This is a genomic window from Novosphingobium sp. SG919 (assembly GCF_012932495.1).
GTDB lineage: Bacteria > Pseudomonadota > Alphaproteobacteria > Sphingomonadales > Sphingomonadaceae > Novosphingobium > Novosphingobium rhizosphaerae.
In genome coordinates, this window is sequence record NZ_JABCNG010000001.1 from 1,683,203 (window position 1) to 1,709,848 (window position 26,646).

At 67.3% G+C, this 26,646-nt stretch carries 23 protein-coding genes; 20 read left to right on the forward strand and 3 right to left on the reverse strand.

The features are described from left to right. Positions 1-17: 17 nt before the first annotated feature. Positions 18-1,220, reverse strand: coding sequence for a ubiquinol oxidase subunit II (gene cyoA, locus FHT19_RS07570; protein ID WP_169474468.1), 1,203 nt, complete (start codon positions 1,218-1,220; stop codon positions 18-20). A gap of 167 nt (positions 1,221-1,387) precedes the next feature. Between cyoA and FHT19_RS07575 the strand changes: the two genes are divergently transcribed. Next, positions 1,388-2,701 (forward strand): MFS transporter, encoded by a 1,314-nt coding sequence (locus FHT19_RS07575; protein WP_168554953.1) that lies wholly within the window; start codon positions 1,388-1,390, stop codon positions 2,699-2,701. Positions 2,702-2,879: 178 nt separating this feature from the next. On the opposite strand, the gene folD is transcribed toward FHT19_RS07575, so the two are convergent. Both folD and FHT19_RS07585 read right to left on the reverse strand, forming a co-directional pair. Continuing rightward, on the reverse strand, positions 2,880-3,731 hold the full coding sequence (gene folD / locus FHT19_RS07580; RefSeq protein ID WP_168554954.1) for a bifunctional methylenetetrahydrofolate dehydrogenase/methenyltetrahydrofolate cyclohydrolase FolD: 852 nt from the start codon (positions 3,729-3,731) through the stop codon (positions 2,880-2,882). Positions 3,732-4,180: 449 nt separating this feature from the next. Beyond that, positions 4,181-5,818 (reverse strand): FAD-dependent protein, encoded by a 1,638-nt coding sequence (locus tag FHT19_RS07585; protein ID WP_169474469.1) that lies wholly within the window; start codon positions 5,816-5,818, stop codon positions 4,181-4,183. Positions 5,819-5,910: 92 nt separating this feature from the next. Here FHT19_RS07585 and FHT19_RS07590 point away from each other — a divergent pair, with 92 nt between their 5' ends. From FHT19_RS07590 to FHT19_RS07680, 19 genes are all read left to right on the forward strand, one after another. After that, positions 5,911-7,110 carry a dipeptidase gene (locus FHT19_RS07590; RefSeq protein WP_169474971.1) on the forward strand — a complete coding sequence of 400 codons (1,200 nt, stop codon included), beginning with the start codon at positions 5,911-5,913 and terminating at the stop codon, positions 7,108-7,110. Positions 7,111-7,179: 69 nt separating this feature from the next. Further along, positions 7,180-7,374, forward strand: a complete 195-nt coding sequence (locus FHT19_RS07595; RefSeq protein ID WP_169474470.1) for a hypothetical protein — start codon at positions 7,180-7,182, stop codon at positions 7,372-7,374. Next, positions 7,371-8,735: an AtzE family amidohydrolase gene (locus tag FHT19_RS07600; RefSeq protein WP_169474471.1), complete on the forward strand. Its 1,365-nt coding sequence runs from the start codon at positions 7,371-7,373 to the stop codon at positions 8,733-8,735. The genes FHT19_RS07595 and FHT19_RS07600 overlap by 4 nt, the downstream gene beginning before the upstream one ends. Continuing rightward, the gene (locus tag FHT19_RS07605; protein WP_169474472.1) at positions 8,732-10,057 is read left to right on the forward strand and encodes an NCS2 family permease; all 1,326 of its coding nucleotides are present in this window, start codon (positions 8,732-8,734) and stop codon (positions 10,055-10,057) included. The genes FHT19_RS07600 and FHT19_RS07605 overlap by 4 nt, the downstream gene beginning before the upstream one ends. Continuing rightward, positions 10,054-11,016 carry a 5'-methylthioadenosine/S-adenosylhomocysteine nucleosidase gene (locus FHT19_RS07610; protein ID WP_248290307.1) on the forward strand — a complete coding sequence of 321 codons (963 nt, stop codon included), beginning with the start codon at positions 10,054-10,056 and terminating at the stop codon, positions 11,014-11,016. Before FHT19_RS07605 ends, FHT19_RS07610 begins: the two co-directional genes overlap by 4 nt. Positions 11,017-11,021: 5 nt before the next feature. Then, positions 11,022-12,611: a gamma-glutamyltransferase gene (locus tag FHT19_RS07615; protein ID WP_169474473.1), complete on the forward strand. Its 1,590-nt coding sequence runs from the start codon at positions 11,022-11,024 to the stop codon at positions 12,609-12,611. Further along, positions 12,605-13,834: an allantoate amidohydrolase gene (locus FHT19_RS07620; protein ID WP_169474474.1), complete on the forward strand. Its 1,230-nt coding sequence runs from the start codon at positions 12,605-12,607 to the stop codon at positions 13,832-13,834. The genes FHT19_RS07615 and FHT19_RS07620 overlap by 7 nt, the downstream gene beginning before the upstream one ends. A gap of 43 nt (positions 13,835-13,877) precedes the next feature. After that, positions 13,878-15,071 (forward strand): alanine--glyoxylate aminotransferase family protein, encoded by a 1,194-nt coding sequence (locus FHT19_RS07625; RefSeq protein ID WP_211184830.1) that lies wholly within the window; start codon positions 13,878-13,880, stop codon positions 15,069-15,071. Next, complete coding sequence (gene puuE / locus FHT19_RS07630) at positions 15,068-15,964, forward strand: allantoinase PuuE (protein ID WP_169474476.1); 897 nt, start codon at positions 15,068-15,070, stop codon at positions 15,962-15,964. The genes FHT19_RS07625 and puuE overlap by 4 nt, the downstream gene beginning before the upstream one ends. Then, positions 15,961-16,341 (forward strand): oxalurate catabolism protein HpxZ, encoded by a 381-nt coding sequence (gene hpxZ / locus FHT19_RS07635; RefSeq protein WP_169474477.1) that lies wholly within the window; start codon positions 15,961-15,963, stop codon positions 16,339-16,341. The genes puuE and hpxZ overlap by 4 nt, the downstream gene beginning before the upstream one ends. Beyond that, on the forward strand, positions 16,338-16,778 hold the full coding sequence (uraD, locus tag FHT19_RS07640; protein WP_169474478.1) for a 2-oxo-4-hydroxy-4-carboxy-5-ureidoimidazoline decarboxylase: 441 nt from the start codon (positions 16,338-16,340) through the stop codon (positions 16,776-16,778). The genes hpxZ and uraD overlap by 4 nt, the downstream gene beginning before the upstream one ends. Beyond that, on the forward strand, positions 16,775-18,229 hold the full coding sequence (locus FHT19_RS07645) for an NAD(P)/FAD-dependent oxidoreductase (RefSeq protein ID WP_169474479.1): 1,455 nt from the start codon (positions 16,775-16,777) through the stop codon (positions 18,227-18,229). The genes uraD and FHT19_RS07645 overlap by 4 nt, the downstream gene beginning before the upstream one ends. Then, on the forward strand, positions 18,226-18,552 hold the full coding sequence (uraH, locus tag FHT19_RS07650; protein ID WP_169474480.1) for a hydroxyisourate hydrolase: 327 nt from the start codon (positions 18,226-18,228) through the stop codon (positions 18,550-18,552). Before FHT19_RS07645 ends, uraH begins: the two co-directional genes overlap by 4 nt. Position 18,553: 1 nt before the next feature. Then, the gene (gene xdhA, locus FHT19_RS07655; protein WP_169474481.1) at positions 18,554-19,984 is read left to right on the forward strand and encodes a xanthine dehydrogenase small subunit; all 1,431 of its coding nucleotides are present in this window, start codon (positions 18,554-18,556) and stop codon (positions 19,982-19,984) included. Beyond that, positions 19,977-22,292, forward strand: coding sequence for a xanthine dehydrogenase molybdopterin binding subunit (gene xdhB, locus FHT19_RS07660; protein WP_169474482.1), 2,316 nt, complete (start codon positions 19,977-19,979; stop codon positions 22,290-22,292). The genes xdhA and xdhB overlap by 8 nt, the downstream gene beginning before the upstream one ends. Further along, the gene (xdhC, locus tag FHT19_RS07665) at positions 22,289-23,242 is read left to right on the forward strand and encodes a xanthine dehydrogenase accessory protein XdhC (protein WP_168554968.1); all 954 of its coding nucleotides are present in this window, start codon (positions 22,289-22,291) and stop codon (positions 23,240-23,242) included. The genes xdhB and xdhC overlap by 4 nt, the downstream gene beginning before the upstream one ends. Continuing rightward, complete coding sequence (gene guaD / locus FHT19_RS07670; protein ID WP_248290308.1) at positions 23,235-24,545, forward strand: guanine deaminase; 1,311 nt, start codon at positions 23,235-23,237, stop codon at positions 24,543-24,545. The genes xdhC and guaD overlap by 8 nt, the downstream gene beginning before the upstream one ends. Further along, the gene (locus tag FHT19_RS07675; protein WP_248290309.1) at positions 24,538-25,551 is read left to right on the forward strand and encodes an adenosine deaminase; all 1,014 of its coding nucleotides are present in this window, start codon (positions 24,538-24,540) and stop codon (positions 25,549-25,551) included. Before guaD ends, FHT19_RS07675 begins: the two co-directional genes overlap by 8 nt. After that, positions 25,535-26,641, forward strand: a complete 1,107-nt coding sequence (locus FHT19_RS07680) for a nucleoside hydrolase (protein ID WP_169474485.1) — start codon at positions 25,535-25,537, stop codon at positions 26,639-26,641. The genes FHT19_RS07675 and FHT19_RS07680 overlap by 17 nt, the downstream gene beginning before the upstream one ends. Positions 26,642-26,646: the final 5 nt, after the last annotated feature.

Below are 26,646 nucleotides of genomic sequence, written 5' to 3' on the forward strand. Positions count from 1 at the left end.
GAATTCGGCAATCTGCCTCAAGAGGCAGGCTGCAGCAGCGGACCAGCCAGGCTGATCCGGGGGCCGCTTGCCTGGTTGATGCCAGCGCCGCGCAGGCGGTCCAGCGTCTTGGGTGGGGCGGTTTCGGCGCTGGGGGCAGCCATCGGGCGGTTGTCGCTGCAATAGGCCTTCACGAAGCGGTCGGTCTGGGCAATCACGCTGCCGGGCAGGACCGGGGTTTCGGTGGCGCGGCCGCTCTTGTCATAGGTGAGCGCCGCAACGTTGAGGCGGGCCGCTTCCTTGGGCACGCCGCCCTTGGCATCGAGCATGGCCATCTGGCTGGCGCAGATCTTGCCCGGTTGCACGCACAGGTCGACCACGGCGTTGAACAGGTCGGGCGCGACAGAGGTATAGTGGTGCACGGGCTCGGCAATGCTGGGCTTGTCGAGCTGGAGATAGCTGTCGCGGGTCAGTGCGCCATCGTTCTTGCCGGCCTTCACGCTGGCCACCCACTGGGCAAACTGCTGGTCGGACACGGCGCGCGTGGCAAAGTGCATGTGCGAGAAGCCGGCGCCGCTATAGTGTGCGGAAATGCCCTGGAACGAGCCTTCGCTGTTGAACACGGCGTGCAGCTTGGTTTCCATGCCGGGCATGGTGTAGATCATGCCGGCCAGCGCCGGGACATAGAAGGTGTTCATCACGGTGGACGAAGTCAGGCGGAAGCGCAGCGGGCGACCCGCCGGCACGACCAGTTCGTTGACCGTGGCGATGTTCTGTTCAGGATAGATGAACAGCCATTTCCAGTCCATCGACACCACTTCGACATCGAACGGCTTCTCGTTCGAAACCAGCGGCGTCTGGGAATCGATGCGCGAAATCGCGCGGTAGGGATCGAGCAGATGGGTGCCCACCCAGGTGACGGCGCCCAGCGCGATGATGATCATCAGCGGCGCGGCCCAGATCAGCAGTTCCAGCTGGGTGGAGTGGTTCCAGTCCGGATCGTACTTGGCCTGCGTGTTGCTGGCGCGATAACGCCAGGCAAACAGCACGACCGTGGCCATGACGGGCACCACGATCAGCAGCATGAGCAAGGTGGCCACGATGACCAGGTCGCCCTGCTGGCGAGCGACGTCGCCCGCGGGGTTGAGCACAACCCAGTCGCAGCCGGCAAGCGGCAGGGCCAGGAGCGGGACGATGGCGCAGCGCAACAGGCGCGCCCGATTCAGGAGGTTCGCACGCATGGTGCGCACCTAGAAGCGGTGGCCTGTGCAAACGATAGGACATTTTGTCCAATCCCCTTCGCGGCTGCACAATTCCAATAGGGTATATCACAGGCAGGCTGCGCATGCGGCCGGCCATTCGGCGCGTTTGCGAGAAATGCGCGGAAGCCAAGGAGTTTGTGTCAGCCATGACTGCTGCCGTAGTCGATTACAACGCAGAGCTGGGGAGCGATTCCCACGCCGGACACGGCCCGATTTCCCCCGGCGAGATCGCCATCGGCGTGATCATCGGGCGTACGTCGGAGTTCTTCGACTTCTTCGTCTATGCGATCGCATCGGTGATCGTGTTCCCGAAGGTGTTCTTCCCGTACCTCGATCCGCTCAACGCCACGCTGGCTTCGTTTGCGGTGTTCCCGCTGGCGTTCATCGCCCGCCCGGTCGGCTCGTTGTTCTTCATGTGGCTCGACCGCGCCTATGGCCGCGGCTTCAAGCTGACGGTGGCGCTGTTCGGCCTGGGTGGCTCGACCGCGGCGATCGCATTCCTGCCCGGCTATGCCGATCTGGGCCGCAATGCCGTGCTGCTGCTGGCGCTGTTCCGCCTTGGCCAGGGTTTTGCCCTGGGTGGCACATGGGATGGCCTGGCCTCGCTGCTCGCGCTCAATGCCCCCGAAGGCCAGCGCGGCTGGTATGCCATGATCCCCCAGCTTGGCGCGCCGCTTGGCCTGATCGTGGCCAGCCTGCTGTTCGCGTTCTTCACCTCGTCGCTGCCGGCCGAAGACTTCCTTTCGTGGGGCTGGCGCTTCCCGTTCTTCGTGGCTTTCGCGATCAACGTGGTGGCGCTGTTCTCGCGCCTGCGCATCGTGGTCACCCCCGAATTCCAGCGCCTGTTCGAGTCGCGTGACCTGGTGGCCGAAAGCCCGCTCGTCACCATCCGCGAACAGTGGAAGACGATCCTGATCGGCGCCTTCGCCCCGCTCGCCAGCTTTGCGCTGTTCCACATGGTCACCGTGTTCCCGCTGTCGTGGGTGTTCATCTTCACCAGCGAAGAACCCACCCGCTTCCTCACCATCGAAGCCGGCGCTGCGGCCTTGGGCGTTGCTGCCATCGTGATTTCGGGCCTGGTGGCCGATCGCGTGGGCCGCCGCACCCTGCTGGGCTTCTCGGCCGCCGCGATCGCCGCGTTCTCGGGCTTTGCCCCGCAGTTGCTCGGCATCGGCGTGGCGGGCGAGATTTCGTTCATGCTCACCGGCTTCCTGCTGCTCGGCGTTTCGTTCGGCCAGTCTTCGGGCGCCGTGGCCGATGCGTTCGAAACCCGCCACCGCTACACCGGCTCGGCCCTGACGGGCGACTTGGCCTGGCTGCTGGGCGCGGGCTTTGCGCCTTATGCGGCGCTGTGGCTCTCGGCCAACTATGGCCTGCTTGCTTCGGGTGCCTACCTGCTTTCGGGCGCGGCCGGCACGATCTTCGCGCTGTGGGCGAACCGGACGGCGGCCACCCGCTAAATCGCGGTCGCAAGACACACAAAAAGGGCGGTTCGGACAGGCTCCGAACCGCCCTTTTTTGTCTCTATCTCCCCCTCCTCTTCAGAGGAGGGGGGCGGGGGGTGGTGGAAGCCTTGCGCTACCCATCGCACCACCCCCAAACCCCCTCCTCTGAAGAGGAGGGGGCTTTGTTCGCAGGTCAGGATTGTGCGGCTTGCACGGTGTTGGCCAAGAGGCAGGCGATGGTCATCGGGCCAACGCCGCCGGGCACTGGCGTCACGGCGCGGGCGTGGTCCATTTCGTGCGCGGCGCAGTCGCCCACCAGGCGGGTGGTGCCATCGGGCTGGTTCACGCGGGTGATGCCCACGTCGATCACCACGGCACCGGGCTTGACCCAATCGCCCTTGACCAGTTCGGGCGCGCCGGCGGCAGCCACCACGATATCGGCCTTGCGCACGATGTCGGGCAGGCCCTGCGTGGCGATGTGGGTGACGGTAACCGTGCATTCGCGTTCCAGCAGCAGCATGGCCACCGGCTTGCCCACGATGTTGGACTTGCCGATCACCACGGCATCGAGCCCGCGATAGTTGTCGATCACGGTATCGAGCAGCATCATGCAGCCCAGCGGGGTGCAGGGCACCAGGCCGCCGGTGCCGGTGGAGAGACGGCCGACGTTGACCGGATGGAAGCCGTCTACGTCCTTGGCCGGGTCGATCGCATCGAGCACCTTGCCGGCATCAATCTGCGCCGGCAGCGGCAATTGCACCAGGATGCCGTGCACCGTGGCATCGGCATTGAGCGCGGCGATCAGGGCGAGCAGATCGTCCTGCGCGGTATCGGCTGCCAGGCGATGCTCGATCGAATGGATTCCCACTTTGGCGCATTGGCTGATCTTGCGGCCGACATAGACCTCGCTCGCCGGATCGTTGCCCACCAGGACGACGGCCAGGCCAGGCGTGGGCAAGCCATCGGCGACCATCTGCGCCACGGCCTGGGCGGTGGTGTTCGAAAGCGCGCGGGCGATTGCCTTCCCGTCGATAAGCGTAGCCATGTTCTCTCCCCTGGCAGTTGCGGTTTGCGGCTCTTGTCGGCCCAGCCCATAGCGTAAATATTGTATGTGTTGCATACAATATTTACGTGAACGCATGGCGCGCGGACAAAAAAAGGGCCGGTCGGAAATCCGATCGGCCCGGGAAGTTTTGGGAGAGGATGCCTGAAAGGCCTTATCCGAATGACCCATTCAGAGCCGGCAAGCAAATGCGTTTCGCGCAAGGAAACATGCATTTTTTGCAATCAAAGCCCCGGAAACGTTGGATTGACAGCGGCCGCCAACATTTGCCGGTAAAAATGCAAACGATTTTATAGGTTTGTGCAGCAGTATGGTGTTAGCGCTATCTCGGGCCGGCGATAATACCAATCGCAAATGCATTGGTATGCACCTTGTTCAACGCGCATCGTTGCCACCACCGGCGTGGGCGGCAACCCCGGTTTTTGCGCGAATCACCCGGCGAGCAGGTCTGCCGCCAGCGCTTCGGCCACGCGAATCCCGTCCACTGCCGCCGAAAGAATGCCGCCGGCATAGCCAGCGCCTTCGCCGGCGGGATAGAGCCCGCGGGTGTTGAGGCTTTGCAGGTCCTTGCCCCGCGTGATCCGCACGGGAGAGGAGGTGCGCGTTTCAACCCCGGTCATCACCACGTCGGGGTGATCATAGCCAACCATCTGCCGGCCGAACACGGGCAGCGCCTCGCGCAGCGCGTCGGTGACGAAATCGGGCAGGCATTCTTCCAGCGCCGTGAGGTGCACGCCGGGCTGATAGGATGGGACGATGCTGCCGAATTCGCTGCTGGGGCGGCGGGCCAGGAAATCGCCCACTTTCTGCCCCGGCGCCTGGTAGTTCGATCCGCCGGCCACGAAGGCGCGCTCTTCCCAATGGCGTTGCAGGGCAATGCCCGCCAGCGGATGGCCGGGAAAATCGCGTTCGGGCGTGATATCCACCACCAAGCCCGAATTGGCGTTGAATTCGGCGCGGGAATACTGGCTCATCCCGTTGGTCACCACGCGGCCTTCCTCGCTGGCTGCGGCCACCACGCGCCCGCCCGGGCACATGCAGAAGCTGTAGACCGCGCGGCCATTGCTGGCCTGGTGCGCCAGGGCATAGGCCGCCGGGCCGAGCACGGGGTGCTTGGCGCAGGCGCCATAGCGGGCCTGGTCGATCAGGCTTTGCGGATGCTCGATCCGCACGCCGATGGCAAAGGGCTTGGCCTCGATATGCACGCCGCGATTGTACAGCACCTCGAAAGTGTCGCGCGCGGAATGGCCCACGGCCATGATCACGCGGCGGGCGGGCAGGAATTCCCCGTTGGACAAGTGCAGCCCGGCCAGGCGCCGCTCGCCAGCGGCGTCGGTCTCGACGGCGAAATCGTCGACGCGGGTGCCGAAGCGGTATTCCCCGCCCAGCTTCTCGATCGTTTCGCGCATCGACATGACCATGGTGACCAGGCGGAAGGTGCCGATATGGGGGTGCGCCTCGGTGAGAATGTCGTCAGGCGCGCCGGCCTTGACGAATTCCACCAGAACCTTGCGGCCCAAGTGGCGGGGGTCCTTGATCCGGCTGTAGAGCTTGCCATCGGAAAAGGTGCCGGCGCCGCCTTCGCCGAACTGCACGTTGGATTCCGGCGTCAGCACCGACTTGCGCCACAGCGCCCAGGTGTCCTTGGTACGCTCGCGCACGGCCTTGCCGCGCTCCACGATGATGGGTTTCAGGCCCATCTGCGCCAGGATCAATCCGGCGAGCAGGCCGCACGGGCCCGCGCCGATCACCACGGGGCGCTCGCCTTCGCCGGCGTGCCAGCCTTCCGGCGCCTTGACCGGAAAGCGATAGGTGGTGTCGGGCGTGGGGCGTACGTGGCTGTCGCCGGCAAGGCGCGCCAGCACGTCGGCTTCATCCGCCTCGCTCAGCGTCACGTCCACCGCATAGACCAGTTGGATCGCGTTCTTGCGCCGCGCGTCGTTGCCACGCTTGGCCACGGCAAAGCGCACGACCGCGCTTTCCGCCACGCCCAGGCGCGCGGCGATGGCGGGCAGCATGGCGGCGGGATCGTGATCGAGCGGCAGCTTGAGTTCGGTAAGACGCAACATGGGGTGCGCCTCTAGCCCTTGCGCGGCGCGAGGGAAAGCCGGATGAAGGGTCCATGCGTTTCCCCCGTCCCGCCGTTGCCGCGCTCGTCGCCATGTCCATGGCATCACCGGCCCTGGCCGATGCGCCGCTGCCCACTAAGACCGAGCGTGCGGTGCACGAGCGCGCGCTGACGCTTGACACCCATCTCGACACGCCGGCCTCGCTCGTGCTGCCGGGCTGGTCGATCACCCAGCGCCACAGCGTGCGCGACGATTATACGCAGGTGGACGTGCCGCGCATGGTGGCTGGCGGCCTCGATGGCGGGTTCTGGGCGATCTATACGCCGCAGGGGCCGCTCGATCCGGCCAGCACGCGCGCGGCGCGCGATTATGCCTTGCGCCGTGCGGTGGCGATCCACGCCATGGTGGCGGCGCACCCCGATGCCTTTGCCCTGGCGAGCAAGGCCGCCGATGCCGCGCCGATCGCCGCGGGTGGGCGCCGCGTGGTCTATCTTTCCATCGAGAATGCCTGGCCGCTGGGCGATGACCCCACCTTGCTCCAGTCCTTTTATGCGTTGGGCGTGCGGATATCGGGCTTTGCCCATTTCAAGACCAACCAGTTTGCCGACAGCAGCACCGATGCGGCCAAGTGGGATGGCTTGAGCCCCGCAGGCGTGCAGCTTCTGGCGGAAATGAACCGGCTGGGCGTGGTGCCCGATCTCTCGCACAGTTCCGATGCCGCGCTCGACGATGCGCTGCGCCTGTCGAAAGCGCCGATCATCCTGAGCCATTCGGGCTGCAAGGCGGTCTATGACCATCCGCGCAATATCGACGACGCGCATTTGCGCGCGCTGGCGGCGCAGGGCGGGGTCATCCAGATCAATTCGGTCTATGTGAAGAAGCTGGCGCAAAGCCCGCAGCGCAAGGCCGCGCTCGACGCGCTGGAGCAACGCTTTCCCGAAGACCGCGTGCTGACCGTGGCGGAGCGTGCCGATTACCTCGCTGCGCGCCAAAAGATCGACCGCGAATGGCCCGAACAGCGCGCCGGGTTCGACGATGTGATGGCCAACCTGCTCCACGCGTTGAAAGTGGCCGGGGTGGACCACGTCGGCATCGGCTTGGACTGGGATGGCGGCGGCGGGGTGTCTGGCCTTGAGGACGTGGCCGACCTTCCGCGCCTGACCACCGCGCTGCTGCGCGCCGGCTATAGCGAGGCGGACGTGGCGAAGATCTGGTCGGGCAATGTGCTGCGGGTTTTGGCCGCGGCAGAGGCTGAGGCAGCGAAGGAGCAGGGCGCACCACACCTGCTCTAATTTTTGCAACCATCCGTTCCGATCATTGCGTTGGATCGATAGGGGGGTGGTCGCTATCATCGCCCCATCATGGTCGATCAGCCCCAGCTATCCCTTCCCATCTTGCCGCCAGAGGCCTTGGCACTGCCCGCCACAGAGGTTGAGGCCCAGGCCGCTGCCCAGCGCGATGGCTGGCAGATTCCGCCGGCGTGCGTGCCGGGCGTTATGGGCAACCTGGCGTTGCTGGCGCGCCATGCCGCGATCTTTGCCGGAAACGCCGCGTGATGTCCGCGCTCGAACAGGCTGCTGCTGTCCGCACTGGCAAGGCGAGCGCGGTGGACCTGGCGCAGGCCGCGCTCGCGCGTCTCGCGGCAGACCCGCATGTCGCGGTCACGCGCCTGTTGCCCGCGCGCGCGCTGGATGAAGCCGCGCGGGTGGACGCCATGGTGGCGCAAGGGCGCGATCCGGGGCAGCTCGCCGGTGTGCCCTATGGCGTGAAAGACCTGTTCGACGTGGCGGGCGAAGTGACCACGGCCGGCTCGGCCGTGCGCGCCGATGCCGCGCCGGCTGCCACCGATGCGGAGGCGGTGCGGCGCTTGGCTGCGGCGGGCGCCGTGCTGGTGGCGACGCTCAACATGGACGAATTCGCCTATGGCTTTGCCACGATCAACGCGCGCCATGGCACCACGCGCAATCCGCACGATCCCGCGCGGCTGGCCGGTGGCTCTTCGGGCGGATCGGCGGCGGTGGTGGCGGCGGGCGCGCTGGCTTTTGCCCTGGGGTCCGACACCAATGGTTCGATCCGCGTGCCGGCCAGCCTGTGTGGGCTCTATGGCCTGAAACCCACGCACGCCGACCTGCCGCTCGACGGCACGTTTCCGTTCGCCCACAGCTTTGACGACATCGGACCATTCACCGGCAATCTGGCCGATCTGCGCGCGATCTGGGCCGTGCTTTCCGGGCGCGCGGATGCGGCGCCCACCGCGCTGCACCTGGGTGCACTGGGCGGCCGGTTTGCCGAAAACATCGATCCAGCACAGGCCAGCGCCATTGCCGCGATCGTGGGCGAGGGACCGTGGCTGACGCTGCCCGATCTGGCGCGCTATCGTTCGGCGGCGTTCCTGATCACCGCCTATGAGGGCGGCAACCTGCACCGCGCCGACCTGGCGCGCGCCGCGATGGCGTATGACCCGGCGGTGCGCGACCGGCTCATTGCGGGCAGCCTGCTGCCCCGCGCGCTCTATGATGCCGCGCAAGACTTGCGGGCCGCGGCGCGCGACCATGTCGATGCGCTGATGGACCAGGCCGGGGTGGATGTGCTGCTCGCGCCGGCAACGCCCTGTACGGCGCCGCTGATTGCCGATCCGCGTATCCTGATCGACGGCGCCATGGTGCCCGCGCGCGCGGACCTGGGCATTCACACCCAGCCGATCACGTTCCTGGGCCTGCCTTCGCTTTGCGTGCCGCTGCGGCGGCCGGGACAACTGCCGCTGGGCTTGCAACTGATCGGGCGCCGTTTTGGCGAAACGGCTCTTTTCGCGTGTGCACAAATGCTGGAAGAACGGGGCGTGGTCGGTGCAACTGCGCCGGGGGCAATCGCGCCGCAAGACATCGCGCCACAAGAAATTTCAGGGGAATTGCAATGACAGAGGGCGTGGCGCAGCGGATCGGCGCCTATTTCGATTTCGCGGGGCGCGGCACCAGCATGCGCACCGAAGTGGTGGCGGGCGCAACCACGTTCCTGACCATGGCCTATATCGTGCTGGTCAACCCTTCCATCCTGGGCCAGGCGGGCATGCCGGTGGCGGCGGTGGCGGCGGCCACGTGCTTTGCCGCTGCGTTCGCCTCGATCCTGATGGGCGTGGCGGCCAACACGCCGCTGGCGCTCGCACCGGGCATGGGCCTCAACGCCTATTTCGCGTTCACCGTGGTGGGGCAGATGCATGTGCCCTGGCAGGTGGGCCTGGGCTGCGTGATGATTTCGGGCCTGGTGTTTCTGATCCTGACGCTCACGGGCGTGCGACAACTGATCGTCTCGGTCATTCCCAATTACCTGTTCGCGGCGGTCGCCGGGGGCATCGGCCTGTTCATCGGTTTCATCGGGTTGAAGGATGCGGGCATCGTGGTGGGCAACCCGGCCACGCTGGTGGCGCTGGGTGACCTTAAGAGCGCCGGGCCGGCGCTGGCGCTGCTTGGCCTGCTGATCATCGGCGTGCTGTCGGTGTGGAACGTGCGCGGGGCCATGCTGCTGGGCATTGTCGCCACCACGCTGGTCGGCTGGTTTTCCGGCATGGTCCACGTCGCGCCGCAGCCCTACTCGCTCGACGCGCTCACTGCCACGGCGTTCCAGCTCGATCTGCCCGGCGTGCTCAAGCTGTCGGGCGGGGTGATCGAGATCGTCTTCGTGTTCCTGTTCGTCGATCTGTTCGACAATATCGGCACGCTGGTCGCCGTCACCAAGCGCGCCGGGCTGATGGACAAGGCGGGCCGCATTCCCGGCCTCAACCGCATCCTGATCACCGATGCCGTGGCAACGATGGTGGGCGCCCTGGCCGGCACCAGCACGGTCACGTCCTATGTGGAAAGCGCGGCGGGCGTGCAGGCGGGCGGGCGCACCGGCCTGACCGCGATTGTCACGGGCCTGCTGTTCTTCGCCACCATGTTCGTGGCGCCCTATGCCCAGCTCGTGCCGCTGGCGGCGACGGCCCCGGCGCTGATCATCGTGGGCGGGCTGATGCTGTTGCCGCTGACCGAGGTGGAGTGGGAAGACCCGATGGCGGCGATCCCGGCGTTCCTGACCGTGGCGATGATCCCGCTGACCTTTTCCATCGCCAATGGCCTGGCGCTGGGCATCACTGCCCACGCCGTGCTCACCCTGTTGCGTGGCCGCGCGCGCAAGAGCGACTGGTTCCTGTTCGTGCTGGCGGCGCTGTTCGTGGCGCGGTTCGTGTGGATGGGAGCGGCATGATGGGCAAGTTCAAGGCAATCCTGGCCGCAGCGGCAGCGCTGGTGGCCATTCCCCAGGCCGCGCAGGCCGCTGCCGTCACGCTCGATCCCACGCCGCGCACCTTGGTGCTAACCGCCTATGCCCCCGAATGGGAGGCCATGGCCGCCGTCATCACCCATGGCCGCCGCGTGAAAGTCAACGACCGCGAGATCGTGCTGGGCACGCTGGCCGGGCGGCCGGTGATCCTGATGTCGAGCGGCGTTTCCATGGTCAACGCGGCGATGAACACGCAGCTGGCGATCGACCATTTCAAGGTCAAGCGGATCGTCTTTTCCGGCGTGGCCGGCGGGGTGGACCCGGCGCTCAATATCGGGGACGTTTCGGTGCCCGAGCAGTGGGGCCAATATCTGGAAGTGATGTTTGCCCGCCAGACCGAAAGGCCGGATGGTACGAAGGGCTGGCAGACGCCCTCGCCGAGCCCCGCTGGCGCGCCGGAAAACTGGCAGTTCATCTTCCCCAACGGCACCCGCGTGGGCAACGCCGTGGAACCGGCGAAGAACCATATCCTGCTGCCCGCCGATCCGGCGCTGGTTGCCCTGGCGCGCAAGGTGACGGCGGGCCTGACGCTCAAGCGCTGCGTGGCGCCTTCGGCCGGGATGAGCGCGGAAGCCAAGCTGTGCCTGCCGCACGATCCTAAAGTGGAAGTGGGCGGCACCGGGGTTTCGGCCGGCGTCTATGCCGACAATGCGCAGTTCCGCGAATATCTGTTCCGCGCGTGGCACGCCCGCCTGCTCGACATGGAAAGCGGCGCGGTGATCCAGGTGGCCTATGCCAACCGCGTGCCGGCCATCGTGTTCCGCTCGCTGTCCGACCTTGCCGGTGGGGACGCGGATCGCAACATGGAATATGTGTTCGATCACGTCGCTTCGGTCAATTCGGCCACCGTGGTGCGCGCGTTCATCGCCGCGCTGCCGGATTGAGCGCGATGGCGGGCACGCTTCATACGGTGCGCGGGGCGGGCGGTATCGTCACCGCGCCGCACCATCTGGCCGCGCAGGCGGGCCTGGATGTGTTGCAGGACGGCGGCAGCGCGGCGCAGGCGACGATTGCCGTCGCCGCGACGCTGGCGGTGGTCTATCCGCATATGACCGGGATCGGCGGCGACGGCTTCTGGCTGATCCGCGAGGCCGATGGCCGCGTCCATGCCGTGCATGGTGTGGGCGGGGCGGCGCAGGCGGCGACGCTCGATCGCTATGCCGGGCATGCCGCCGTGCCCTGGCGCGGGCCGCTGGCGGCCAATACCGTCGCGGGCACGCTGTCGGCCTGGGAAGCGGTGCTGGCCACCGAGCCTTCGCCCCTGCCGCTGTCTCGCCTGCTGGCGCCCGCGATTGCCCATGCCGAAGCGGGCGTGGCGGTGACCGCCGGGCATGCCGCGCTCGCCGTCGCCAAGGGGCCGGAACTGCGCGCGCAGCCCGGCGCCTATGCCCAGGTGTTCGAACCCGAAGGTCGCCCCTTGCAGGAAGGCGACGTGCTGCGCCAGCCTGCGTTGGCGGGAACCCTGCGTCGCTTGGCCGAAGCGGGGATTGCCGATTTTTACAGCGGCGCGCTGGCGGCGGACGTCGCGGCGGACCTCGCCGCGCTGGGCAGCCCGGTTGCCGCGGCCGATCTGGCCGCGCATCGCGCCACGCGGCCCGCGCCGCTGGCGGTCGAAACGCAGGCCGGCACGCTCTACAACAGCGCACCGCCCACGCAGGGCGTGGCGTCGCTGCTCATCCTCGCCCTGGCCGAGCGCGCCGGGCGCAGCGCGGGAGAGGGCTTTGCCCATGTCCACGCGCTGGTGGAAGCGACCAAGCAGGCGTTCCTGTGGCGGGACGCGCATTGCGGCGATCCGGCCTATATGACCGTGGCGGCGCAAGACCTGCTGGACGATGCCAAGGCGCTCGATGCCATGGCCGCGCGGATCGACCCGGCGCGGGCGCTGCCCTGGCCGCAGCCCTCGCAATGGGGCGATACCTGCTGGTTCGGGGCGGCCGATGCGCAGGGGCAGGTCGTTTCCGCCATCCAGAGCACCTATTTCGAATTCGGATCGGGGCTGGTGCTGCCGCAGACCGGGATCACCTGGCAGAACCGGGGCGCTTCGTTCCGCTTGGCCGAAACCGGCTGGAATGCCTTGAAGCCGGGCCGCAAGCCGTTCCACACGCTCAATCCCGCGCTGGCGGCGCTGCACGATGGCCGCGTGATGGCCTATGGCACGATGGGCGGGGAAGGGCAGCCGCAGACGCAGGCCGCCGTGTTCAGCCGCCATGTGTGGCACGGGATGGATTTGCAGGAGGCGATTTCCGCGCCGCGCTGGCTGCTGGGCCGCACCTGGGGCGAGGATAGCACCACGCTCAAGATCGAGGACGGCTTTGCGCCGGAAGTCTATGCCGCGCTGGCAGCGGCGGGGCATGTGGTGGAGCGCGTCGGGCCGCTGACTGCGATGATGGGCCATGCCGGGGCGCTGGTGCGCCATCCAGATGGCGCGCTGGAAGGCGCGACCGATCCGCGCAGCGATGGCGGAGTGGCGGCATGGTGACGGGCGGTACCCGTGCGGTGGAACGGTGCAAGGCGCTGGGTCGTGCGCCTTTTTCCGACATGGAGGATGGACTTTATCGCGGCTGGCTTTCCCCGGCACACCGCGCCAGCGTGGCGCAAGTGGCGGCGTGGATGGCGCACGCCGGGATGGCCACGCGCATCGACGGCGCGGGCAATCTGATCGGGCGCTATGAAGGCGCCGAGTATGGCCTGCCGCTGATCATCGCCAGCCATATCGACAGCGTGCGCGATGGCGGGTTCTATGATGGGCCGCTGGGCGTGATGCTGGGCATCGAATGCGTGGCCGCGCTCCATGCGCAGGGGCGCCTGATGCCCTTCGCCATCGAAGTCATCGCCTTTGGCGACGAGGAAGGCAGCCGTTTTCCTGCCGCGATGCTGACCAGCAAGGCGGTAGCAGGGCTGCTAGACAGAGTGCCTGAGATGGCCGATGCCAGCGGTACTTCCCTGGCGCAGGCGCTGGGCGAATGGGACCTTTCGCCCGAAACGCTGCTGGCCGCCCGCCATCCCGGTGCGCTCGCCTATCTCGAAGCGCATATCGAGCAGGGGCCGGTGCTGGAGGCCGAAGGGCTCGCGCTGGGCGTGGTGACAGGCATTGCCGCGCAATTGCGCTATGAAGTGGACGTGGCGGGCCTCGCCGGCCACGCCGGCACCAGCGCCATGCCGCTGCGCCGCGATGCGCTGGCTGGTACGGCGGAGATGATCGTGGCGATCGAGCGGATCGCCCGCGCCGATGCCAGCGATCTGGTGGCGACGGTGGGCCGGATCGAGGCCTTGCCGGGGGCAGCCAACGTGATTGCCGGGCACGTGCGCTTTACTATTGATGTGCGGGCGGGCGAGGCGGCGCGACGGGACCGTGGGGCCGGTGCGATCCTGGCCGAAATCGCCACGATTGCCGCGCGGCGCGGTCTGTCGCTGAGCCATCGTCTGGTTCACGATCTGCCGCCATCGCCCTGCGATCCGGCGCTGATGGACAGCCTGGAAGCCGCGCTGGTTGCCGCTGGCCACCCGGCGCACCGGCTGGTTTCCGGGGCGGGGCACGATGCCATGAACCTGGCCCATCTATGCCCCACGGCCATGCTGTTCATCCGCTGCCGCGAGGGCGTCAGCCACAATCCTGCCGAACATGTCGAACCGGCCGACGCCCAGGCGGCGCTGGCGGTCATGCTCGGCTTCATCGAAAATCTGGGAGCGTCCTGTGCTTGACCCCTTGCTCTTTGGCGAAATCGATCCGCCCCAGCGCCTGTTGATGGGGCCGGGGCCGGTCAATGCCCATCCGCGCGTACTGCGCGCGATGAGCGCCGATCTGCTGGGCCAGTTCGACCCGGAAATGACCGGCTATATGAACCAGGTCATGGCGCTCTATCGCCCGATCTTCGGTACGGGCAATCACTGGACCATGCTGATCGACGGCACAGCGCGCGCGGGGATCGAGGCATCGCTGGTCGGCCTGATCCAGCCCGGCGAAGTGGCCCTGGTGGTGAATTTCGGCCGCTTCGGCCTGCTCCTGCAGGAAATTCTCACGCGGATCGGCGCAAAGTTCGAAACCGTGGATGCGCCGTGGGGCGAAGTGGTGCCGATGGAAGCGATCCGCGCGGCCGCGCTGCGCGTGCAGCCGCGCCTGATCTGCACGGTGCATGGCGATACGTCCACGACCATGGCCCAGCCGCTTGACGGCATTGGCGCGGTGGCGCGCGAAGTGGGCGCGCTGGTCTATGTCGATGCCACGGCCACGCTGGGCGGTATGGACATTGCTGCCGACCGCTGGGGCGCCGACGTGATCACCGGCGGCTTACAGAAATGCCTGGGTGGGCCATCGGGCAGCGCGCCGATCACCATTTCCGATGCCGCGGCAGAGGCGATCTTTGCCCGCCGCCACGACGAGAAGGGCATCCGCGCCACCGATGCGGTGGACGGCACGGGGCCGCGCATCCCGTCCAACTATTTCGACCTCGCCATGATCATGGATTACTGGAGCGACAAGCGCCTCAACCACCATACCGAGGCGACCACCATGCTCTATGGCGCCCGCGAGTGCGCGCGGGTGGCGCTGGGCGAGGGGTTGGACGCGCGCTATCGGCGGCACAAGGCAGCGGGCGCGGCGATGAGCGCGGGGCTGCGCGCCATGGGCCTGACGCTGTTTGGCGACGATGCGCACCGCATGACCAACGTCACCGGCGTCTATATCCCGCAAGGCGTGGACGGCGAGGCGGTGCGCCGGGCGATGCGCGAGCATTTCGAGATCGAGATCGGCACGGCGTTCGGGCCATTGATCGGCAAGATCTGGCGCCTGGGGGCGATGGGCTACAACGCGATGAAGCACAAGGTCTTGCTCACGCTCGGTGCGCTGGAAGCCTGCCTGGCGGCGCAGGGCGTGTCGCTGCCGCTGGGCGCCGCCGTGCCCGCTGCGCTGGCGGCGTGGGACGCGGAGATCATGGCATGACGCGCGATCTCGTCGGCTATGGCGCCATGCCGCCCGCTGCCCAATGGCCGGGCGGGGCGCGCGTGGCGGTGAACTTCGTGATCAATTATGAGGAAGGCGCCGAAAACAGCGTCTTGAATGGCGACGAACTGTCCGAAGGGTTCCTGTCCGATATGGTCGGCGCCGCGCGCCATCCGGCGCGGGCCATGGCGATGGAAAGCCTCTATGAATACGGCAGCCGGGCCGGGTTCTGGCGGCTGCATCGCCTTTTTGCGATGCGCGGCGTGCCGGTGACGGTGTTCGGCGTGGCGAGCGCCTTGGCGCAGAACCCGGCGGCGGTGGACGCCATGCTCGAGGCCGGGTGGGAAGTGGCGAGCCACGGCTTTCGCTGGATCGACTACCAATACGTGCCGGAGGACGTGGAGGCCGCGCATATCGCCCAGGCCATTGCCCTGCACACGCAGCTGACCGGCAGCCGCCCGCTCGGCTGGTATCAGGGCCGCACCAGCCCGCAGACCGCGCGGCTCGTGGCGCAGGAGGGCGGGTTTGTCTATGACGCCGACAGCTATGCCGATGACGTGCCCTATTGGGACGCGCAGCATGGGCGCGCGCAACTGATCGTGCCCTACAGCCTCGATGCGAACGACATGAAGATGGTGGCGCTCAACGGCTTTACCGAGGGCGAGCAGTTCTTCCGCTATCTGCGCGATACTTATGACCAGCTGGCCGAGGAAGGCGGGCGGATGATGAGCGTGGGCCTGCATGGCCGCATTGCCGGGCGCCCGGCGCGCGCGCGGGCCGTGGCGCGGTTTGTCGATCATGTGCTGGCCGACGGGCGCGGCTGGGTGGCGACGCGGCTCGACATTGCCCGCCACTGGATCGCCACGCACCCCTTTGGAGGGCCGGCGGCATGACCATCGACGATCCCGTGGCGCTGGCCGAAGTGGAGGCCGCCTTTGCCGCATACGAGCGCGCGCTGATGGCCGACGACATTCCGGCAATGGATGCGCTGTTTCACGATGCGCCCACCACCAACCGCTTTGGCGTGGGCGAAGTGCTCTATGGCATCGACGCGATCCGTGAATTTCGGAAAGGGCGCGGCGGCTCGCCGCAGCGCAAGCTGGGGCGCGTGGCGATCACTGTCTATGGCGAGAATTTTGCCACCGCCGATGCCGAATTCTTCCGCGAAGGCTCGGCCCGGCGTGGGCGGCAGAGCCAGGCCTGGGTGAAATTCGCCGATGGCTGGAAAGTCGTTTCGGCCCATGTCAGCCTGGAAGGGGACAGCCATTGACCGCCCTGTTCGAACATTCGCCCTGGGTGGAAGAGCGCGCCGATGCCGCGCCATCTTCGGGCGATCGCCATGCCGATCTGATGGCTGTGGTGTACGCCGCGACGCGCGCGGAGCAACTGGCGCTGATCCGCGCGCACCCCGAACTGGCGGGCAAGGCGGCTGTCGACGGCACGCTGACCCAGGCTTCCGCCGCCGAGCAGGCCTCGGCCGGGCTGGACCGGCTGACGCCCGAGGAATTCGCGCGGTTTCATGCGCTCAACGCCGCCTATCGCGCGGCGCATGACATGCCTTTTATCATCTGCGTGCGGCTGACCGACAAGGCCGGCATCCTCGCGGCGATGGCAGCGCGCGCGCAGAGCGACACCGAAACCGAAATCGCCACGGCGCTTGCCGAAATCGGCAAGATCACCCGGCTCCGACTGGAGGATATGGCATGAGCACGCTGCAACCCGTCGATACCGCTGCCCTGGCCGCGCTGGAAGCGGACCTGGCGCGCCAACTGGCGCTGGTGGACAGCTTCGGTCCGGACTGGACGCGCCCGCGCACGCACCCGGACGGCCCCGTATATGACGTGGTGATCGTGGGCGGCGGGCAGAGTGGCCTCGCCACAGCGTTCGGCCTCAAGCGCGAGCGGATCAACAATATCCTGGTGCTGGACGAGAACCCCGCAGGCTTTGAAGGCCCGTGGGAAACCTATGCCCGGATGATCACGCTGCGCACGCCCAAGGGGCTGACGCCGATCGACTATGGCATTCCCGCGCTGACGCCGCAGGCCTGGTTCACCGCGTGTTTTGGCGCGGCGGCGTGGGAGGCGCTCGACAAGATCCCGCGCGGGGTATGGATGGACTATCTGCGCTGGTATCGCCGCGTGCTCAACCTGCCGGTGCGCAACGATGCCAGAGTGACTGGGATCACCCCGGCGGGCGAGGGTATCTACAGCGTGGCCTTGGCCGATGGCGAAACGGTGCTGGCGCGCAAGGTGGTGCTGGCCACGGGCATCCAGGGCGGCGGCGAATGGCATACCCCAGCGATGATCCGCGAAAACCTGCCGCGCCACGTCTATGCTCATACCAGCGAGCCGATCGATCTCGCCGCGCTGAAGGGCAAGCGCATCGGCATCCTGGGCGGCGGCGCCAGTGCATTCGACAATGCCAACCATGCCCTGGCGCAAGGCGTGGGCGAAGTGCACGTGTTCATGCGGCGCAAGGTGCTGCCGCGCATCAACCCGATCCGCTTCATGGAGCGGGTGGGCTTCACCGCGCGCTATCCCGCGCTGAGCGACGCGGAAAAGTATCGCGCGATGGCCGCGTTCCTCTCGCACAACCAGCCGCCGACCAACGACACGTTCAACCGCGCGGCAAGCTGGCCGGGTTTTGGCCTGCACCTGGGCAGCCCGTGGACTGCCGTGGCCTTCGAGGATGGGCAGGTGATCGTGACGACGCCGCACGACCGCTTTGCGTTCGATTTCGTGATCCTCTCGACCGGCCTCATATCCGATCCGCGCCTGCGGCCCGAACTGGCCGGGCTGGCCCCGCATATCGCGCTGTGGGGTGACAAGGTGGCCATGCCCGAGGCGGAGCGCAACGCGCTGATCGACGCGCATCCCTATCTGGGCGAGGCGTTCGAGTTCACGCCGCGTACGCCGGAAGCCGCGCCGCTGCTCCACGGCCTGTTTGCATTCAATTATTCCGCGCTGATCAGCCTGGGGCTGTCCGCCTCGGCGCTGTCGGGCATGAAGAACGCGCTGCCCCGCCTGGTGCGCGGGATTGCCGACCAGCTGTTCCTCGATGATCGCGAAGCGCTGCTGGCGCAGTTCATCGCCTATGACGAGCAGGAGTTCGTCGGGGAATGGCCGCGCCCGGCCTCGGCAGTGGAGGTGGCGGCATGACCACGCTGTCCACCCATGTGCTCGATACCACCAGCGGCCGCCCCGCAGCGGGCATGCGGATCATGCTGTGGTCTGCCGATAGCCTGCTGGCCGAAGGCGAGACCGACGCCGACGGGCGCCTGCGCGATTTTCCCGCGCTGGAACCAGGCGCCTATACCCTGGCGTTTCATGTCGCCGAATACTTCCGTTCGGCTGGGCATGAACTGCCCGAGCCGCCGTTCCTGGACGTTGTGCCGATCCACTTCGGGGTGGCGGACGGCGGGCATTATCATGTCCCACTGCTCGCCTCGCCCTATGCCTATTCCACCTATCGGGGCAGCTGACATGGCCTTGCGATTTGTCTGCGATGGGGAATTGGTGGAACTCGACGGCGTGGCACCGGGCGATACCGTGCTCGATTTTCTGCGCGGCCGGCCTGGCAAGACCGGCACCAAGGAAGGCTGTGGTGAAGGCGATTGCGGGGCCTGCACCGTGCTGGTGGGAACGCCAGTACCGGGCGCGGACCGCCTGGACTGGCGCGCGGTCAATGCCTGCATCCAGTTCCTGCCGATGCTGCATGGCAAGGCCGTGCTGACGGTGGATGGGCTGGGCGAGGGACTCAATGCCCTGCAACAGACCATGGCCTGCAACGGCGCATCGCAATGCGGGTTCTGCACGCCGGGTTTCGTCATGTCGTTGCAAGGGCGGGCGATGGGCGCGGTGGGTTGCGATCTGCCGGTGGGCGATGTGCTGGCCGGCAACTTGTGCCGCTGCACCGGCTATGGGCCGCTGCTGGAAGCGGGCGCGCAGCATCCCCCGGCGGGGCGCGACGATGCGCCCTTGCTGGCCATGCTGCGCGGCGCGACGGGGCCGGCCTGTGGCCATGCCACCCTGCCCGATGGGCGCACCGCGCGCTGGTTCATCCCCGACAATGCCGATGCCCTGGCCACGCTCTTGGCGCAATATCCCGGCGCGCGGATCGTGGCCGGCGCCACCGACGTGGGCCTGTGGGTGACCAAGAAGCTGGTCGATTTGGAAACCGTGATTTTTGTGGGCGACGTGCCCGAACTGGGCATAATCGAGGATGGAGCCGAGGGCGTGACGCTTGGCGGCGCGGTGCGCTACGCCGATGCCCATGCCGCGCTGGCGCGGTTGAGCACCGAGCTTGGCGAACTGGTGCGCCGGCTGGGTGGCTTGCAGGTGCGCAATGCCGGCACGGTGGGCGGCAACATCGCCAATGGCTCCCCCATCGGCGACGGACCGCCGGCGCTGATCGCGCTGGGCGCCACGCTGACGCTGCGCTCGGTGCGCGGGCGGCGGACGATGCCGCTGGAGCAATTCTTCATCGCCTATGGCCAGCAGGACCGCGCCGCCGACGAATTCGTCGAAAGCGTGTTCGTGCCGCGTCCGGGCGGGCAGGATGTGGTGCATATCTCCAAGCTGTCCAAGCGGTTCGACAGCGACATTTCGGCGGTCTGCGGCGCGTTCCGCCTGACGGTGGAGCAGGGCACGATCACCGCCGCGCGCATCGCGTTTGGTGGCATGGCCGCCACCCCACGCCGCGCCGCGCAGGCCGAAGCGGTGCTGACGGGCGCGCCGTTCACGGCCGAAACCATGGCCACCGCAGCCGAGGCGATCCGCGCCGATTTTGCCCCCTTGAGCGATGTGCGCGGCAGCGCGGCCTATCGGCTGGAAGCAGCCGGCAATCTGGTCTGGCGGCTGTGGCACCAGGCGCAGGGCCAGGCGGTGCGCGTGCAGGAGGTGGCCCATGGCTGACACCCTGACGCAGACGCCTGGCCCGCTCGTGGGCGCTGGCTACCGACACGACAGCGCGCACCTGCATGTGGCGGGTAAGGCAAGCTATATCGACGACGAGCCCGAAGCGCCGGGCCTGCTGCACCTGGCGTTCGGCGTGTCGAGCGAAGCGCGCGCGCGGATCGTGGATATGGACCTTTCCGCCGTGCGCGCCGCGCCGGGCGTGGTGGCGGTCTATACCGCCGCCGACATTCCCCATGCCAACGATGTCTCGCCCGTGGCGGGGGACGATCGCCTGCTGGCCGATGGCGAAGTGGTGTGGCTGGGCCAGCCGGTGTTCCTGGTGGCGGCCACCAGCCGCCGTGCCGCGCGGCAGGCGGCCCGGCTGGGCAAGATCGCCTATCAGCGGCAGGACCCGATCCTTACGGTTGCGCAGGCACGCGCCGAACAAAGCCTGATCGAGCCAACGCAGCGCATGGCGCGGGGCGATGCCAATGCCGCTCTGGCCGCCGCGCCGTATCGCCTGGCGGGCCATCTGGCCATGGGCGGGCAGGATCACTTCTATCTCGAAGGGCAGATCGCGCTGGCCCGGCCGCTGGAAGACGGGCAAGTCCATGTGCTGTCTTCCACCCAACATCCCAGCGAAGTGCAGCATCTGGTGGCGCACATGCTGGGCCTTTCTTCGGCCGACGTGACCGTGGAAGTGCGGCGCATGGGCGGCGCGTTCGGCGGCAAGGAAAGCCAGGCCGCGCTCTATGCCGCTGCTGCTGCGCTGGTGGTCTATCACACCGACCGCCCGGCCAAGTTTCGAGCCGACCGCGACGACGACATGGTGCAGACCGGCAAGCGCCACGATTTCCTGGTCGATTACGACGTGGGCTTCGATGCGGATGGGCGGATCGAGGGGCTGCGCCTCGGCCTGGCCTCGCGCTGCGGCGCCACGGTCGATCTTTCGCCCGCTATCAACGACCGGGCGATGTTCCATGCCGACAATGCCTATTTCCTGCCCGCCGTGGAAATCGTTTCGGAGCGGCTGAAGACCAACATGGTTTCGGCCACCGCGTTTCGCGGCTTTGGCGGGCCGCAGGGGATGCTGGCGATCGAGCGGGTGATGGATGCCATCGCCGGGCACCTCGGGCTCGATCCACTGGCGGTGCGCGTAGCCAATCTCTATGGGCCGGGCCGCGATGTGACGCCCTATGGCATGACCGTGGCTGACAATATCGCGCCCGAACTCATCGCCCGCCTGCGCGAGGATGGCGATTATGAGGCGCGCCAGGCCGCCGTGGCGCGGTTCAATGCGGAGAATGCGATCTTCAAGAAGGGTCTGGCGCTCACTCCGGTGAAGTTCGGGATCAGCTTTACCACCACCCATCTCAACCAGGCTGGCGCGCTGCTGCATGTCTATGCCGATGGCTCGATCCAGATCAACCACGGCGGCACCGAGATGGGGCAGGGCCTCTATACCAAGGTGGCGCAAGTGGTGGCCCAGGCCTTTGGCGTGGGGCTGGAGCAGGTGCGGATCACCGCCACGCGGACCGACAAGGTGCCCAACACTTCGGCCACGGCGGCTTCATCGGGGGCAGACCTCAATGGCATGGCGGCGCTGAACGCGGCGCAGACCATCCGTGCGCGCCTGGCCGAGTTCTGCGCGCGCACCTTTGGCGGCGCGGCCGAAGATGTCGTGTTTGCCGGGGGGCAAGTGCGCGCCGGCGGCGAAGCGATGCCCTGGCCGGTGCTGTGTCGCCGGGCGCACATGGCGCGGATTTCGCTGTCTTCCACCGGATACTACGCCACGCCCGATCTGCATTATGATCGCGACGCCCACCAGGGCCAGCCGTTCTATTACTTCGCCTATGGCGCGGCGCTCGCCGAAGTGGTGATCGACACGCTGACGGGCGAACATCGCGTGCTGGCCGCCGACATTCTCCACGATTGCGGCCAGTCGCTGAACCCGGCGATCGACAAGGGGCAGATCGAAGGCGGCTTCATCCAGGGGCAGGGCTGGCTGACCAGCGAGGAACTGGTCTGGGACGATGCGGGCAAGCTGCTGACCCACGCGCCTTCCACCTACAAAATCCCCACCGCCAACGACCGGCCCGACCGGCTGACCGTGACGCTGTGGAACGGGACCAACCACCGGCCCACGATCCACCGCTCGAAAGCGGTTGGGGAGCCGCCGTTCATGCTGGCCAATGCGGTGTTTTCCGCGCTCGGCGCGGCGGTGATGGCCTGCAACCCGGCGGCGGGGTGGCCGACGCTCGATGCCCCGGCCACGCCCGAGCGACTGCTGGCTGCGGTCGCCCGGCAACGGGGCGGCGTGTCATGACGTGGTGGGAAACGGCGCGGGCCTGGGCGGCAGACGCGCCGGTGGCGATGCTTTCCGTGCTGGCCAGCGAAGGTTCTGCACCGCGCGGGCCAGGCACGCGCATGCTGGTGGGCATGGGGCGCACCTGGGGTACGATCGGCGGCGGCGCACTGGAATTCCAGGCGATCGAACAGGCGCGTCGCACGCTGGACCTGGCCCCTGGGGCCTGGCGCATCCAGGACTATCCGCTTGGCCCCCTGCTGGGTCAGTGCTGCGGCGGGCGGGTGCGCCTGCTGGTGGAGCACCTCGATCCGCAAACCCTGGCTCCGTTGCAGGGCATGGAGGAAGGCGCGCTGTTGATCAGCCACTTTGCGCCGCACCGGATCGACCGGCACTGGACGGCAGAAGGCCAACCTTCCGCGCTGTCCGCCCGGGGCGACAAGCCCGAAGCCGGCACCCGCATTCTGGAACCGGTGGGCCAGTGGCGCCGCCCGGTCTATCTGTTCGGCGCCGGGCACGTCGGCCAGGCCATCGCGCGGCACAGCCATGGCCTGCCGCTGCGGCTGTGCTGGTTCGACACCCGGCCGATGTTCGAAAGCATCGACGGGGTTACCATCGTGCCCGACGACGCAATCCTTTCATGCGTGGCACAAGCCCCGCCGGAGGCTGCAATCGTGATCCTCACCCACGATCACGCACTCGACTATCGCCTCACCCGCGCCGCGCTGCAACGGCCGGCGGGTGGCTTTGTCGGCCTGATCGGCTCGGCGACCAAGCGCGCGCGCTTCGTTTCGCGCTTGCACGGCGATGGGCTCGATGCCACGGCGCCCGGCCGCCTGACCTGCCCGATCGGCGTGGCCGGCATCGGCGGCAAGGAGCCTGACGTGATCGCCATCGCCGTCTTGGCGCAATTGCTGCAGTTGCCAGCAGATGTGGCGGAAACAACAGAGAAAGTTTCGATCCTTGGGTAAGTTGCGTGCCTTTCGCGGCGAAATCCTGTCGGTGGGGGAAGACCCGCTCCAGGCAGGCGACGCGGTGGAATACCAGGCCGATGGCCTGCTGGTGGTGGAAGACGGCGTTATCGTGGCGCGTGGCGATCATGCCGATCTGGCGCCGCACTTTGCCGATGTGCCGGTTACGTCGCTGGGCGGGCTGATCGTGCCCGGCTTTGTCGATGCGCATATCCACTATCCGCAAATGGATCGCATCGCATCGCATGGTGAGCAGTTGCTCGATTGGCTGGAACGGCACATCTTTCCCGCCGAGAAGGCCTTCGCCGACCGCGATCATGCCGATGACGTGGCGCAGGCGTTCCTGGCCGAACTGCTGCGCCACGGCACCACGTCGGCGCTGGTCTTTCCCACCGTGCACGAAGGCTCAGTCGACGCGCTGTTCCAAGCGGCGCTCGCGCGGAACATGAGGCTGGCATCGGGCAAGGTCTTGATGGACCTGGGGCCCGAGGGGCTGAGTGACACCGTGGAGGCGGCGCGGGCGCAGACCCAGGCGCTGATCGCACGCTGGGCCGGGCGCGGGCGGCTGTCTTACGCCATCACGCCGCGCTTCGCGCTGACATCTTCGGACGAACAGCTTGCGCTGGCCGGGGAACTGCTGGCTGCTCATCCCGAAGTGCTGCTACACACGCACCTGGCCGAAAACCGCCACGAATGCGCGGCGGTGGCGGCGCGCTTTACCGAAGCGGCCGACTACCTCGACGTTTACGACCGCTTTGGCCTGGTGGGCGAACGCAGCGTATTTGCCCATGGCATCCACCTGTCGGACCGCATGGGCGCGCGCCTGGCGCAAAGCGGCGCCGGGATTGCCGTGTGTCCCTCGTCCAACCTGTTCCTGGGATCGGGCTTCTTCCACTTTGGCCAGGCAGACCGCCTGGGCGTGAAGCTGGGGCTGGGGACGGACGTGGGCGCAGGCACCAGCTTTTCGATGCTCTATACCCAGGGGCAGGCCTATCAGGCCGCCCTGGCGCGCGAGGAGCGGCTCGATCCGTTCCGCGCGCTCTATCTCGCCACCACGGGCAGCGCGCGGCTGTTGCATATCGCGGACAAGGTGGGCGCGCTCGCCGTGGGGCAGGAGGCCGATTTCGTCGTGCTCGACAGCGCGGCAACGCCCCTGCTGGCGCGGCGCTGTGCCGGGGCGAGCCTGGCCGAGCGGCTGTTTGCCATGCAAATCCTGGGTGATGATCGGGTGGTTGCGCAAACCTGGATCATGGGCGAATGCGCCTGGGACAAAGACAGCGCAAAAGGAGCGAATTGTGGTTGATTTGGAAGCCTTTGTGCGCGGCCTGCCCAAGGCGGAACTGCACCTGCACATAGAAGGCAGCCTTGAGCCGGAACTGATGTTCGCGCTCGCCCATCGCAACGGCGTGGCGCTGCCCTATCCCAGCGTGGAGGCGGTGCGCGCGGCCTATGCCTTTTCCAACCTCCAGGATTTTCTCGACATCTATTACGCCGGCGCGGGTGTGTTGCTGACCCGGCAGGACTTTCACGATCTCGCCATGGCCTACTTCGCACGCGCGGCCGCCGACGGCGTGCGCCATGCCGAGATCATGTTCGATCCGCAGACCCACACCGATCGCGGCGTGCCCTTTGCCGAAGTGATCGAGGGGCTGTTGTCTGCCATGGATGAGGCGAAGGCGCGCCATGGCATGACCAGCGCCCTGATCCTGAGCTTCCTGCGCCATCTGTCTGAAGATGCGGCCTTTGCCACGCTGGCCATGGCCGAACCGTGGCTCGATCGCATTGCCGCGGCCGGCCTCGATTCTTCGGAAGTGGGGCATCCGCCAGAGAAGTTCGCGCGGGTCTTTGCCGCTGCTGCGGCCAAGGGGCTCAAGCGCGTGGCCCATGCCGGGGAAGAGGGGCCGCCGGCCTATGTGCACGAGGCGCTTGACCTGTTGCAAGTGGACCGCATCGACCATGGCAATCGCGCGCTGGAAGATGAGGCCCTGGTTGCCCGTCTGGCGGCAGAGGGCATGACGCTGACGGTCTGCCCGCTGTCCAACCACAAGCTCTGCGTGGTCAACGATCTGGCCGATCATCCGCTGGACAGGATGCTGGATCTGGGCTTGGCAGCCACGGTCAATTCCGACGATCCGGCCTATTTCGGCGGCTATGTCGCCGATAATTATCTGGCCGTGGCGCGGGCACGTGGGCTTTCGCAGGATCATCTGGTGCAATTGGCCCGTAACAGCTTCACCGGCTCTTTCCTGCCAGCTGAAGCCATTGCCCGCCATCTGGAGGATATCGAGGCTTATGCTGCGGCACATTAAGCTCTTGGCCGTGGCGGCGCTGCTGGCGCTGTCTGCCACGGCGCAAGCGGCGCCGGAAAAGCGCCCAGATGCACGCAAGGTGATCATCGACGACGATGGCTTTGGCCTGATGCAGGTGATGCTGCTGTCTTCGCCCGATGTGGAGGTGCTGGGTCTCACCACGGTTTCGGGCAATGCCTGGGAAAACCGGGTCAGGGCGCAGGCGCTGCGTGGGCTGGAATGGATCGGGCGCACCGATGTGCCGGTGGTTCCGGGCGCCACGTTCCCACTGCTCAATTCCGAAGTGCTGACGGAGCGGTGGGAGAAGGACCACGGGCCCCTGGTGTTCAAGGGCGCGTTCATGAAGCGCTGGGTGGAAGACACCCAGCAGGCGCCGCCGCCCTATCACGGGCCCAACGATCCGGTAGACCTGCCGGGTGGCAACCCCACCACGCACGCTGTTGACGAGATCGCCGCCAATTTCCTGATCCGCATGGTGCACAAGTATCCCGGCCAGATCACCATCGTGGCCTGCGGGCCGATGACCAACCTGGCGCTGGCGCAGCGGCTGGACCCGGCGTTTGCCGGCCTGGCGCGCGAACTGGTCTACATGGGTGGCAGCCTGGCGCCGCGCCAGGTGATCGACAACCGCGCCGCCGCCGATTTCGCGCGGGAATTCGTCAACACCCCGCGCCGCGAATTCAACATCCGCTTCGATCCCGAGGCGGCCAGCATCATGGCCCGTGCGCCCTGGCGCAAGATCACGATGGTGCCGGTCGATCCTTCCACCGCAACGCAGCTCAGCCCCGCGTTGATCGCGCGGCTGGGCAAGGCCGCACGGCCGGGCGTGGACCGCTTCGTCACGGCGCTGGAGCCCGGTTTCCCGCTATGGGACGAGATTGCCGCCGCGGTCTGGCTCGATCCCGCGCTGGTGGCCACGCATTGCCGGCTGTATATCGATTTCGAAAGCCAGCAGGGCGCCGGCTATGGCGATACGCTCAGTTGGGACGAGGCCTATCACCCCGGCCTGGGCGAGCAGGCGCAGGACGTCATCCTGGCGATCGACGTGCCCAAGCTGGAAACGATGCTGGCGCGGCTGGTCGGGAAATAGAAGGC

What these genes read in the sequence shown, in the direction of transcription:
- cyoA (WP_169474468.1), bottom strand. Translation starts at nt 1,220, where the DNA reads ATGCGTGCGAACCTCCTGAATCGGGCGCGCCTGTTGCGCTGCGCCATC.
- FHT19_RS07575 (WP_168554953.1), top strand. Translation starts at nt 1,388, where the DNA reads ATGACTGCTGCCGTAGTCGATTACAACGCAGAGCTGGGGAGCGATTCC.
- folD (WP_168554954.1), bottom strand. Translation starts at nt 3,731, where the DNA reads ATGGCTACGCTTATCGACGGGAAGGCAATCGCCCGCGCGCTTTCGAAC.
- FHT19_RS07585 (WP_169474469.1), bottom strand. Translation starts at nt 5,818, where the DNA reads ATGTTGCGTCTTACCGAACTCAAGCTGCCGCTCGATCACGATCCCGCC.
- FHT19_RS07590 (WP_169474971.1), top strand. Translation starts at nt 5,911, where the DNA reads ATGTCCATGGCATCACCGGCCCTGGCCGATGCGCCGCTGCCCACTAAG.
- FHT19_RS07595 (WP_169474470.1), top strand. Translation starts at nt 7,180, where the DNA reads ATGGTCGATCAGCCCCAGCTATCCCTTCCCATCTTGCCGCCAGAGGCC.
- FHT19_RS07605 (WP_169474472.1), top strand. Translation starts at nt 8,732, where the DNA reads ATGACAGAGGGCGTGGCGCAGCGGATCGGCGCCTATTTCGATTTCGCG.
- FHT19_RS07610 (WP_248290307.1), top strand. Translation starts at nt 10,054, where the DNA reads ATGATGGGCAAGTTCAAGGCAATCCTGGCCGCAGCGGCAGCGCTGGTG.
- FHT19_RS07615 (WP_169474473.1), top strand. Translation starts at nt 11,022, where the DNA reads ATGGCGGGCACGCTTCATACGGTGCGCGGGGCGGGCGGTATCGTCACC.
- FHT19_RS07620 (WP_169474474.1), top strand. Translation starts at nt 12,605, where the DNA reads ATGGTGACGGGCGGTACCCGTGCGGTGGAACGGTGCAAGGCGCTGGGT.
- FHT19_RS07625 (WP_211184830.1), top strand. Translation starts at nt 13,878, where the DNA reads ATGGGGCCGGGGCCGGTCAATGCCCATCCGCGCGTACTGCGCGCGATG.
- puuE (WP_169474476.1), top strand. Translation starts at nt 15,068, where the DNA reads ATGACGCGCGATCTCGTCGGCTATGGCGCCATGCCGCCCGCTGCCCAA.
- hpxZ (WP_169474477.1), top strand. Translation starts at nt 15,961, where the DNA reads ATGACCATCGACGATCCCGTGGCGCTGGCCGAAGTGGAGGCCGCCTTT.
- FHT19_RS07645 (WP_169474479.1), top strand. Translation starts at nt 16,775, where the DNA reads ATGAGCACGCTGCAACCCGTCGATACCGCTGCCCTGGCCGCGCTGGAA.
- uraH (WP_169474480.1), top strand. Translation starts at nt 18,226, where the DNA reads ATGACCACGCTGTCCACCCATGTGCTCGATACCACCAGCGGCCGCCCC.
- xdhA (WP_169474481.1), top strand. Translation starts at nt 18,554, where the DNA reads ATGGCCTTGCGATTTGTCTGCGATGGGGAATTGGTGGAACTCGACGGC.
- xdhB (WP_169474482.1), top strand. Translation starts at nt 19,977, where the DNA reads ATGGCTGACACCCTGACGCAGACGCCTGGCCCGCTCGTGGGCGCTGGC.
- xdhC (WP_168554968.1), top strand. Translation starts at nt 22,289, where the DNA reads ATGACGTGGTGGGAAACGGCGCGGGCCTGGGCGGCAGACGCGCCGGTG.
- FHT19_RS07680 (WP_169474485.1), top strand. Translation starts at nt 25,535, where the DNA reads ATGCTGCGGCACATTAAGCTCTTGGCCGTGGCGGCGCTGCTGGCGCTG.